General features: G+C 46.4%; 9 protein-coding genes. 6 read left to right on the top strand and 3 right to left on the bottom strand.

Features of this window, described 5'->3' with window-relative positions; all coding sequences use genetic code 11:
• Positions 1 to 216: 216 nt before the first annotated feature.
• Genes murI through H8K52_RS12125 form a run of 3 tightly spaced genes read right to left on the bottom strand, consistent with a single transcriptional unit; the run spans position 217 to position 3,271 of the window.
• Positions 217 to 1,092: a glutamate racemase gene (gene murI / locus H8K52_RS12135; protein WP_186923164.1), complete on the bottom strand. Its 876-nt coding sequence runs from the start codon at positions 1,090 to 1,092 to the stop codon at positions 217 to 219.
• Between the two features lie 7 nt (positions 1,093 to 1,099).
• Positions 1,100 to 2,620, bottom strand: a complete 1,521-nt coding sequence (locus tag H8K52_RS12130) for a fumarate hydratase (RefSeq protein WP_186923163.1) — start codon at positions 2,618 to 2,620, stop codon at positions 1,100 to 1,102.
• Positions 2,621 to 2,653: 33 nt separating this feature from the next.
• Entirely contained in the window at positions 2,654 to 3,271 is a 618-nt protein-coding gene (locus H8K52_RS12125) for a TIGR00645 family protein (RefSeq protein WP_186923162.1), read from the bottom strand.
• A gap of 385 nt (positions 3,272 to 3,656) precedes the next feature.
• On the opposite strand from H8K52_RS12125, the gene acs reads away from it, so the two are divergent.
• The 6 genes from acs (at position 3,657) to H8K52_RS12095 (ending at position 11,587) form a co-directional block, all read left to right on the top strand.
• Positions 3,657 to 5,636: an acetate--CoA ligase gene (gene acs, locus H8K52_RS12120; protein ID WP_186923161.1), complete on the top strand. Its 1,980-nt coding sequence runs from the start codon at positions 3,657 to 3,659 to the stop codon at positions 5,634 to 5,636.
• A 167-nt stretch (positions 5,637 to 5,803) separates the two neighbouring features.
• Positions 5,804 to 6,943: an ABC transporter permease gene (locus H8K52_RS12115; RefSeq protein ID WP_186923160.1), complete on the top strand. Its 1,140-nt coding sequence runs from the start codon at positions 5,804 to 5,806 to the stop codon at positions 6,941 to 6,943.
• Between the two features lies 1 nt (position 6,944).
• The gene (locus tag H8K52_RS12110) at positions 6,945 to 7,829 is read left to right on the top strand and encodes an ABC transporter ATP-binding protein (protein ID WP_186923159.1); all 885 of its coding nucleotides are present in this window, start codon (positions 6,945 to 6,947) and stop codon (positions 7,827 to 7,829) included.
• A 1-nt stretch (position 7,830) separates the two neighbouring features.
• Entirely contained in the window at positions 7,831 to 8,769 is a 939-nt protein-coding gene (locus tag H8K52_RS12105) for an MlaD family protein (protein ID WP_186923158.1), read from the top strand.
• 8 nt (positions 8,770 to 8,777) lie between these two features.
• On the top strand, positions 8,778 to 9,491 hold the full coding sequence (locus H8K52_RS12100; RefSeq protein WP_186923157.1) for an ABC-type transport auxiliary lipoprotein family protein: 714 nt from the start codon (positions 8,778 to 8,780) through the stop codon (positions 9,489 to 9,491).
• Positions 9,492 to 9,496: 5 nt separating this feature from the next.
• Positions 9,497 to 11,587: an AsmA family protein gene (locus H8K52_RS12095; protein ID WP_186923156.1), complete on the top strand. Its 2,091-nt coding sequence runs from the start codon at positions 9,497 to 9,499 to the stop codon at positions 11,585 to 11,587.
• Positions 11,588 to 11,745: the final 158 nt, after the last annotated feature.

The raw sequence follows: 11,745 nt of genomic DNA, 5'->3' as shown, positions 1-11,745 counted from the left end.
TTGAGTCTTCGTTTGAAAAATACGTGGCGAAGTTCTTTTATTTTTAAAGTGCCTACTAGAGACGCAATCATTACCCAATAAAAAACCCCGCTTTTAATAAAAGACGGGGTTTGTCAGCGATCTGAAACCGCCATATGATTATGGCGGTTTTTTTGTTTTAGGACCTTGCTTTGTGTTTTAAATTTTGAACGTGGACAAAGGTCCAAGTTTGTCTTATTAAATGTCGGCAGACAAAATAAGCTGATCTTGGTGATTTAATTTGCTGAAATTTAGTGCCAATTTGAGCGTTTCAACATTTCCCGTTGTCCAAGCCCGCAGTCTGGTCAATTGTCCGGGAGCCGGTTTATCAGCGAGCGCCTTGTGTTCCTGCAAAAGGCTTCGTAGACGTCTTGCAACCGCTTCTCCTGTGTCGATAAGATGTATTTTTCTTGCTTGACCTAGGTGATTGTTTGCAAAGTATTCGTGAATTACCGTTTGAATTTGGGGCACAACAAATGGATAGTGGGTACATCCAAGTACCAAGGTGTCAACCCCTTGCGCCAATAAGGGCGGAACATATTGGCGTAACAGGTCGAGAATAGAAGGGGAATCAAGATTGCCCTGTTCGATTTGATTTACCAGTCCTACGCATGCTTGTGGAATAAACTGTGTTTGTGTTGCTGAAGATAGTTGTTGGCTTAGTTGAATAAACTTTTCGCTCTGTAATGTGCTGCGAGTCGCGAGGATGCCAACAATTTTGCTCTCGCTACGTGCTGCAGCGGGTTTGATACCCGGTTCCATGCCAATAATGATGAGATCTGGATACCGTTGACGCAATGTCGATACAGCTGCTGCGGTGGCGGTATTGCAGGCGATTACTAAGGCTTTAATCCCCTGATTTAAAAAAAAATCCGTAATTTTGATACTACGGTCTATTAGCTCTTGATTGCTGCGTTCGCCGTAGGGCGCATAGCCAGAATCGGCAACATAGAGAAATGTCTCATTCGGCAAATGCTCACGTAAGTGCTGCACGACTGACAAACCGCCGATGCCAGAGTCAAACACGCCGACAGGCGCATTGCTGTCGGCGTGTTTGTTGTCTGATTGAGTCACTACGGTATTAAGCAACTGGAATGATCCCGATTTTTGCTTGCCATTCTTTTGGGCCGGTGTTGTGAACCGAAGTCCCGGTAGAATCGACCGCGACAGTCACAGGCATATCAACGACATCAAACTCGTAAATCGCTTCCATACCCAAATCCGCGAAGCCAACGACTTTCGCCGTTTTGATTGCTTTGGAAACCAGGTATGCGGCACCACCGACTGCCATTAAATACGCTGACTTGTGATTCTTAATCGATTCAATCGCCGCAGGACCACGTTCTGCTTTACCAATCATCGAAATCAAACCAGTTTTTTCTAACATCATGTCAGTAAATTTATCCATGCGCGTTGCCGTTGTCGGACCCGCTGGGCCTACCGCTTCGTCACGCACAGGATCGACTGGGCCGACGTAGTAAATGACGCGATTGGTGAAGTCGACTGGCAATGTTTCGCCTTTTGCTAGCATGTCTTGAATACGCTTATGCGCGGCATCACGACCCGTCAACATTTTGCCGTTTAATAGCAATGTTTGACCTGGCGTCCAAGAGGCGACTTCTTCTTTTGTCAAGGTATTCAAATCAATTCGTTTAGATTTTTCTGTGTCGGCTACCCAATGCACATCTGGCCAGTTCGACAGTGATGGCGGCTCCATGTAAGTTGGGCCAGAACCGTCTAAGACGAAGTGTGCATGACGTGTCGCTGCGCAATTTGGAATCATCGCAACAGGCTTAGACGCAGCGTGGGTTGGATACATATTGATCTTAACGTCTAACACCGTCGTTAAACCACCCAAACCTTGCGCACCGATACCAAGCGCATTGATCTTGTCGCACAATTCGATACGCAGTTCTTCAGTTTTATTTTGTGGCCCACGCAATTTGAGTTCATGCATGTCGATGTCTTCCATCAAGGATTCTTTCGCCATCAACATCGCTTTTTCTGCGGTACCGCCAATACCAATGCCGAGCATGCCCGGTGGGCACCAGCCTGCACCCATGGTTGGCACTGTTTTCATGACCCAGTCTACTAAGGAATCAGATGGGTTGAGCATGACAAACTTAGATTTGTTCTCTGAGCCGCCGCCTTTTGCCGCTAATTGCACGTCAACAGTATCACCAGGCACCAATTCCATGTGAACGACCGCAGGGGTATTGTCTTTGGTGTTTTTGCGATCAAATAAAGGGTCTGCAACGATCGATGCACGCAATACGTTTTCTGAATAGGCATAGCCACGGCGCACGCCTTCATTCACGGCATCAATAATCGAGCCAGAAAAGCCTTCAAAACGCACGCCCATACCAATTTTTAAGAAGACGTTGACGATACCAGTGTCCTGACAAATCGGACGTTTTCCCTCAGCGCACATGCGGGAATTGGTCAAAATTTGGGCAATCGCATCTTTCGCTGCTGGGCTTTGTTCTATCTCATAAGCACGTGCTAAATGCGCGATGTAATCGGCAGGGTGGTAGTAGCTGATGTATTGCAAAGCGGCTGCAACGGATTCGATTAGATCGTCTTGTTTAATAATGGTTGTCATTGTTGGCTCTTGGCTAAGGAATGAAAAAGAAAATTAATGTTTTTGGGCTTGTTGCTGCGTCTTGGACATCAACTGATCACAGTAGGCGATTGCCAGTGCAGACAACAAGAAGACAATGTGAATGACAGTTTGCGCAATCAATTCCTTTGGTTCATAGGCTTTTGCATTGATAAAAGTTTTTAACAGATGAATCGAGGAAATCCCAATGATCGCCATGGCTAATTTAACTTTCAACACGGTTGCATTGACATGAGAGAGCCATTCTGGTTGGTCGGGATGGTTTTGTAGCCCTAAACGAGAAACGAAGGTTTCGTAACCACCCACGATGACCATGATGAGTAAATTAGAAATCATGACGACGTCGATCAGACCCAAAACCACGAGCATAATCGTCGTTTCGTTGAGTTTGGTTGGGCGTACGGTATCCGCACCTGCGACTGAGACGGCATCGAGCAAATGTTTTAACGCGACACCATCACCCATCGCAGCGCGAATTAAGTCAATTAGCTCATACCAAAAATGATAAACATAAACGCATTGCGCCAATATTAAGCCCAAATATAGTGGTAGCTGCAACCATCGACTGGCGAAAATAAACTGGGAAAGTGGTGAGAGTTTGCGAGTTTCAACGGGGGATGACGCATGTGCCATGGGAGCCTTTTCAACGAATAGAGATTTCACTTCTCTTCAACAAATGAATGAACTGATTTTGTTGCAGATGAAGTTTGATGCATGTACAAAATTTGCCCGCATTTTACACCGATGACCGGGTAATGTCTGCGTGTAACGCTATTTGAAGTTTGCTTGCGTTAAATCAAATTAAAACTGTCGTGTAAGGCTCTAATACCACTCATTAAAAAATAGCTTTTTTGTCCTTCTAGCCTTAGAATCAACGCTAAAACACAGTAAGTGGTGAATATCAAAAAGCCTTAAGGTCAGTTCGGCAAATATTCGTCGAGAGTTTCGATGAGGAAATTGTCTGTGCATCTGTATGTGCTGCGAGGTTTTTTGATATTCACAACAGCACGGAGACAACATGTCGGACCTCGAAATTAAGACTGAATCACGTATATTTCCCCCACCAGCGGATTTTGTTGCAAGCGCCGCTATATCCGGCATGGGCGCGTATAACGCACTATGTGCTGAAGCTGCTGCAGATTACGAAGGGTTTTGGGCAAAGCTCGCCCGCGAACATCTGCATTGGCATAAACCTTTCACTAAAACTTTAGACGAATCTGAAGCCCCATTGTACAAATGGTTTGATGATGGCTTGCTTAACGTGTCTTACAACTGCCTGGATGTTAATTTACAAAAAGGTCTGGGCGATAAGGTCGCGGTCATTTTTGAAGCTGACGGTGGCGATGTTACCAAGGTTACTTATAAAGAACTGCATGCCAAAGTCTGCCAATTCGCTAATGGTTTGCGCTCATTAGGTGTTAAGAAAAGCGATCGCGTCGTCATTTACATGCCGATGTCAGTCGAAGGTGTGGTTGCGATGCAAGCTTGTGCACGTATCGGTGCAACGCACTCGGTCGTGTTCGGTGGCTTCTCCGCAAAATCTTTGCAGGAACGTATCGTTGACGTTGGTGCGACATTGGTGATCACGGCTGATGAACAAGTACGTGGCGGTAAACATTTACCTTTGAAATCCATTGTCGATGAAGCACTGGCTCTCGGTGATTGCGAAAAAGTTTCTAAAGTCGTTGTCTATAAGCGTACTGGTGGCAATGCACCGTTTAATCCAGCACGCGATTTATGGATGCATGAATTGGTTGCCAATCAAGCGACTGAGTGCGAGCCAGAATGGGTCAATGCGGATCATCCTTTGTTTATCCTTTATACCTCGGGTTCAACAGGTAAGCCAAAAGGTGTGCAACATTCCTCCGGTGGTTATTTGTTGTGGGCAATGCTCACGATGAAGTGGACCTTTGACATTAAACCAAATGATGTGTTCTGGTGCACGGCAGATATTGGTTGGGTCACTGGACATACTTACATCACGTATGGCCCATTAGCGATGGGAACAACGGAAATCGTTTTCGAAGGTATTCCGACTTATCCAAATGCTGGCCGTTTCTGGGACATGATACAGAAGCACAAAGCGACAATTTTCTATACTGCACCAACAGCGATTCGTTCCTTGATCAAGGCAGCTGATGGCGACGCATCGATTCATCCGAATAAATATGATCTGACATCCTTGCGCTTGCTAGGTTCGGTTGGTGAACCGATTAATCCTGAAGCATGGATGTGGTACTACCGCAATATCGGTGGCGAGAAATGTCCTATCGTTGATACTTTCTGGCAAACCGAAACTGGCGGTCACATGATCACACCACTGCCAGGCGCAACGCCTCTTGTGCCAGGCTCGTGTACTTTGCCTTTGCCAGGCATTATGGCGGCGATTGTCGATGAAACTGGCGCTGATCTGCCAAACGGGCAGGGTGGTATTTTGGTAGTGAAACGTCCATGGCCTTCGATGATCCGTAATATTTGGGGTGATACCGAACGCTTTAAGAAGAGTTACTTCCCCGAGGAGTTGGGTGGTAAAACCTATCTTGCAGGTGATGGTGCGATTCGTAATAAAGATACAGGCTACTTCACCATTACCGGTCGTATCGATGACGTGTTGAACGTCTCAGGTCATCGTATGGGAACGATGGAAATCGAATCCGCATTGGTCGCTAACCCTATGGTTGCGGAAGCAGCAGTGGTTGGTAAACCTGATGACACGACAGGCGAAGCAATTTGTGCGTTTGTGGTCTTGAAGCGCAGTCGTCCGACTGGTGAAGAAGCAAAACAAATTGCCTTGGAGTTGCGTAATTGGGTTGCCAAAGAGATCGGTCCAATTGCCAAACCGAAGGAAATTCGTTTTGGTGACAATTTACCGAAAACGCGCTCCGGAAAAATTATGCGTCGTTTATTGCGCGTATTAGCAAAAGGCGAGGAGATTACGCAAGATATCTCAACTCTGGAAAATCCAGCGATCTTGGAGCAATTGAAACAGGCTCAATAGTCGCATTCACCATTCAGTACACTAAGTAGCACAATTTGAAGAAACCTCCCAGCCAATTAGGCTGGGAGGTTTTTTTACTTGGGGGCCTACCTATGTTCGCTTGCGAACCGACTTCTAAGAAAAATTCAGTCAAATTGCGAGGATGAAAACCCATTCTTACTTGACTGATGCCACATCAAACGATCGCCACGAAAAATCTGCCAAAGTCAAATTCCACCCTGATCATTTCGGGCGTTTGGACAGCACGCAACCTCAAAGCGATTAAAAGCCAACTCGCTCAATTACAGACTTTGGTTGTACCTGATCAAAGTGAAATCCTGTTGGATGGCGCCAAACTTGAAAAAATCGATAGTGCAGGATTTTGGATTCTACAAAATGAACTAGACAAAATCCGGCAACAAGGTAAGACCATACAGTTCTTAAACTGGCCTGCGCAATATCAGAAGTTGGTGGATGTGGTTGCCATTGAAAAGGATAGTGATTCGGTGGCGCCGGTTTCAGAAGAATTGGAGCCCACAATACTCGCGCGTCTAGGCAAAGTAAGTTATCTCGCTATGCATAGTGTTCTAGTCCTTTTGAGCTTTATTGGTGAAGTGGCACAAAGTTTGGTGCTAGTTATGTGGATCCCCAGACGCTGGCGTCCACGCATGATACTGCGACAAATTCAGATTGCCGGTTTGAATGCCTTACCGATTATCGGCGTTACCTCCTTCTTACTTGGTATCGTGATTGCCTATCAAGGTGCTGACCAGCTTAAGCACTATGGCGCCAATATCTTTGTCGTGGATCTGCTTGGCTATTCTATGTTGCGTGAGTTTTCCCCGCTCATCACGGCAATTATCGTCGCAGGGCGTTCTGGATCAGCCTATGCCGCACAAATCGGTAGCATGGTGGTAAACGAGGAAATTGATGCGATGCGAACGATAGGAATTGCACCGATAGAGCTTTTGGTTTTACCCAAAATAATTGCACTGTTGGTGGCTTTGCCTTTGGTGACGGTTTTTTCTGATATCACTGGCGTGATGGGCGGCATGGTGATGGCACGCTCGCAGTTAGCCGTTGATTTTCCTGAGTTTCTTATGCGCTTTGGTCACGAAGTACAGCTGGCTTCTTTTTTGATAGGCGTGGGCAAGGCTGTTGTGTTTGCTTTGGTGATCGCAACGATAGGCTGCTTTCAAGGTTTTCAAACCAAGGCGAATGCCGATAGTGTGGGGCAGCAGACCACGCGCAGTGTGGTGCAATCGATTTTCATTATCATTATTTTTGATGCCTTGTTTTCTGTCGTGCTTAGCTTGATTGATCTTTGACATGACTGCGACTTCATTGCTGTTGCAGGCAAATACACCAAGCTCGGCCAGCGAAAATGTGATTGAAATGCGTGGCATCAGTACTCGTTTTGGTGATCATGTCGTGCATGAAAATTTGGATTTGGACGTCAAGGCAGGCGAGATTTTTGCGATTGTAGGCGGAAGTGGTTCGGGTAAATCAAGTCTGTTACGCGAGATGATTATGTTGAATCAGGCAAACGCCGGCACCATCAAAATTCTCGACAAAGAACTCAAAGACATTACAGACGCGGATGCACTGGATTTGCGACAGCGTTGTGGTGTGATGTTTCAGCACGGTGGCTTATTTGGCACCTTGAGTATCCATGACAACATCGCTTTGCCGCTATCGGAAAACACGGATTTGGAGCCATCCATCATTGATGAGCTTGCCGCATGGAAGTTGCAGATGGTTGGCTTGAAGCCCGAGACTGGCGTGCAGTTTCCATCGCAATTGAGTGGCGGCATGCTCAAGCGTGCCTCGATGGCGCGTGCGATTGCACTCGACCCTGAACTCTTGTTCTTAGATGAACCAACAGCAGGCCTTGACCCCAATAGCGCGAGTGGAATTGATCGCTTAATTCACACCTTGCACGATCTGTTCAACACTACGATTGTGATCATCACGCACGATCTCGATTTGTTATGGCAGGTAACCGATAGGGTCGCGGTGCTTGGGGACGGACATGTGATTGCTGTCGGTTCTATGAAGGAGTTGGCAACGATGCAGGATCCCGCCGTGCGTAGTTATTTTGACGGAACACGTGCAAGGGCAGCGCAGGTGCAATCCAAAACATCAATAACAGCAGTAAAACCAAGCAAAGTGCAGTCAAAAACGCTATTGCAGCCTGAAACATTGAAGGAATAAAGTGGACACAAAGGTTAATTACGCAGCAGTAGGGACATTCGTCCTACTCTTATGTGTTGCATTGATAGCTGGAATACTTTGGCTAGCAGTTGGCTTTGGTCATAAGAAAGAAATTCAAACGTACATGGCGATTGTGAACGAATCGGTCGCGGGGCTGAATATGGATGCGCCAGTGAAGTATCTTGGTGTGACGGTCGGTAAGGTCAAATCGATACAACTTAATCCGGCACAGCCAGAGCAGGTGGTCTTACTGTTTGCCATTGAAAAATCAACACCGATCAAAGTGGATACCGTCGCAGTTTTAAAAACCCAGGGATTGACGGGAATCGCTTATGTCGAGCTAAGTGGCAGTACCGCGGCCTCAGCTTTTCTTCAGGGGCTTGGCGATAATCCTTATCCCATTATCGGCACAAAGCCCTCACTCAGTACGCGATTAGAGAATGTCTTGACCACGGTGTTGGCAAATTTAGATCGAACCTCTGCCAACGTGAACGCCATGTTCAGTGATGAGAATCGAATGGAAGTAAAAAAAATTCTCGCCAACAGTTCATTGTTCATGACGACGCTCGCGGAGCAGCGTCATGAGTTGCAACGCTTTATGCATTCCGCAGCGATGACCGCGGATACTGCGGCTCGAATCGCACCGCAAGTCGAGCCGGTATTGGCGCGGATCAGCAGTGCTTCCGATGCTGTGCAAAAAATGGCCGACGAAGCAAAGCTTGCCAGCACGGGTGCTAAACAAGCCATGCAGGGATTGGATGGCGGAATTAAACAATTGACCGATGAGACGCTGCCTGAGTTAGAGCGCCTGCTAGCGGAATTGAATGTCTTGTCAGCTTCTCTAAAGCATCTGAGTGATCAAACGGCGCGCAATCCTGCGAGCTTGTTACGAGGTCGTCAGACCGCGCCCCTAGGCCCGGGCGAAAAAGTAAAACCATGAAAGATTTTATGATTTTTCAATCAATCGCGACGTCCTATTTGCGTTACTTATTTGGACTTAGTACAGTCTGTTTGTTGAGTAGTTGTTCCGTATTGACCGCTAATAAGGTCGATCATATTTCAGTGTATTCGTTGGGGAACGCACAACCTACAACCGAGCCTGAACGTCAGGAAAATAGCATAGACACACTCCGCAATCCAGAGACGCCAACCATCATTTTAAGTATGCCACGCGCGGCGGCTGGCTTTGAAACCAAGCAAATTGCCTATGTGCGACTAGCGTTTCAGTTGGAGTATTTTAGTCTGAACCAATGGATCGCCCCACCCAGTGCCATGTTGCTGCCATTGATGAGCCATGCTTTGGAGCGAACAGGTGATTTCAACGCGGTCTTGCAATCGCCATCTCGGGCAAGTGGACAATTACGCTTAGATCTCGAAATTATTCGATTGCAGCAAGAATTTTTCAAATCACCGAGCCAAGTCCATTTTACTTTGCGTGCGCACTTGATTGATACCGCAAGTCGTCGCGTCATTGCGTGGCAAGAATTTGATGCTGCGGTAGCTGCGCCCAGCGAAGATCCTTATGGCGGTGTAGTTGCGGCCAATCAGGTGGTTCGTTTGCTGGTCGAACAAGTTGCTGATTTTTGTGTCAGGACACAGCAGCAGCAAAGTCAGTTGAAAGCGCCGCAGCAAGTGAGTTTCCCCACACCAGAGAAACACTAAGCGATATGAAACTCCGAACTAAAACAAAAGTATTGCCTGGCATCATAACGCTATTGATCCTTGTTCCCGCGATTGCGCTGATCGTTCTGCTGACATTTGACTGGAACCGCGCGAAGCCGCGCTTTAATTCCAGCATGAGCGAGGCATTGGGACGACCATTTCAAATTCGAGGCGAGCTTCGTTTGCAATGGACAAAACCGACGCCGAATTTCAAACCAAATGCCAAGCCCGAATCAAATAATCTCGACAAAACCTGGCATCGTTTCATACCTTGGCCACAGTTCTTTGCGACCGACATTCATATCGCGAATCCTGCCGATTTTCAGCAACAAAAAAGTGAGTCAACTGTCAAAAAAGGCGAGACAAAAGATCCTGTTTCCATTGGGGATCAGATTCAAGATGAAACGGCGAGTATTAAGGAAGTCAGCTTTTCTTTAAATCCTTGGAAGCTATTGCATAAAGAAATTAGCATTCCCACTTTGCGCCTTTCCGCACCACTAGTACATCTTCAACGACATGCGAATGGCGCAAATAATTGGACTATTAGAAAGCCGGCTGGCACCTCGCTATGGCGATTGGACTTACAACAAATTGCACTGACCGACGGCACGATTTATTTGCAAGACGCGGTCAAGCACGCGGATATCAAGGTTGGGTTTAACGAGGATCGTAGTGATCCTGAGTATAGTTTTACTTGGAATTTGTCAGGTAAATTAAATGATGAAGCGATTGTTGGGGAAGGGCAAGTTGGTGCGGTATTGGCCTTAACGGATCAGACCAAACCATTCCCGATTCGCGGCTATTTGCGCCAAGATCAAACGATCATTGCCTTGACTGGTACCCTTACTCGTCCTATGAATTTGATGGCTATCCAAATGCGTTTAGCGGTCGCGGCGCTCAGTATGGCAAAGTTGTATGCGATCTCAGGGATATTTCTTCCAGAGACACCACCATTTTCAACTGAAGGACAGTTGACTGGCGACATAAACGCTAGCGGTGGAAAGTGGAACTACAGCGAATTTAGAGGGAAAGTTGGAAGCAGCGATATTTCTGGCGATTTGCAATTTGAATTCAAATCGCCGCGACCGTTGCTCAGCGGCGCGATCGTGTCGAAATCTCTATTGTTTTCGGATCTCGCACCTATCATTGGCATTGATTCTCGCTCGAGCAAACAAACTCGTGGGCTGGCTACTGTACAACCATCCAATAAAATATTGCCGATTGAAAGCTTTAAGACTGATCGTTGGAAGAGTATTGATGCGAATGTAAAATTTAGTGCAGACCATATCATTCGTAGTGAAACGTCTTCGATCACAAAACTCATGACAAATTTAAATCTACATGATGGCGTGTTGAGCCTGAAGCCTTTGAATTTTGAAATGGCAGGCGGTAGTCTGCGCTCAGATATTAGGCTCGATGGCAGTCAAAATCACGAAAAAAATGCGATTGTGGCTCAGATACAAGTGCAAGCTCGTCGCCTTCAGTTGAAACAAATTATGCCGTTTGTGAAAGATCTTGACGCCAGTTTGGGAGAAATTAACGGTAATGCATCCTTATCGGCTGTCGGTAATTCCATCGCCACTTTGTTAGGCTCGTCGAATGGCGAGTTGCGTGCCGTAATTAATCGGGGCACGGTGAGTAAATTATTGTTGGAGAAGATAGGTTTGAATATCGGCAGTATCGTGCTGACTATTTTGTTTGGCGATGAAGAGGTTAAATTGAATTGTCTTGCCGCCCATTTTTCTGTGCAAAATGGCCTAATGCAAAGCAAGCAGTTTGTTGTGGACACGGAACAGTCTCGACTCAATTTACAAGGCACCATCAATCTGCGACAAGAGCGGCTCGATTTAAAAATCACACAAAAGAGCAAAGGCATCAGGTTAATTTCATTGCGTGCACCTATTTATGTGCGCGGTAGTTTCCAACATCCGACGACAAAAATAGACAAAGGTGTTGTCGCTTTACGCGCGGGTGCCGCAATTGCTTTGGCCGCATTGGCACCGGTTGCAGCATTTATTCCTTTGGTGAATTCTGGATCAATAGATAGTCCCGTATGTGAAGAAAAACCGGCTGTGAAAAGTCGCAAATCAAAATAGATTTGATACTTCGAATTTGTTAAAAAGTAGTTGAAGAATAGTTGGGGAATAGAGCTAGGCTCTCGTCTAATTTAGGTGTGATATCGCACAGACTATGCTACAGGCCTTCGACAATATAGGTGGGGGAATTGCCCTCAACCACCTAGTAGGAAATCATC

This window comes from Affinundibacterium seohonense (assembly GCF_014284305.1).
GTDB lineage: Bacteria > Pseudomonadota > Gammaproteobacteria > Burkholderiales > Burkholderiaceae_D > Undibacterium > Undibacterium seohonense.
Note: the sequence above shows the minus strand (reverse complement) of the source record. Positions and strands in the feature narration are given on the sequence as shown.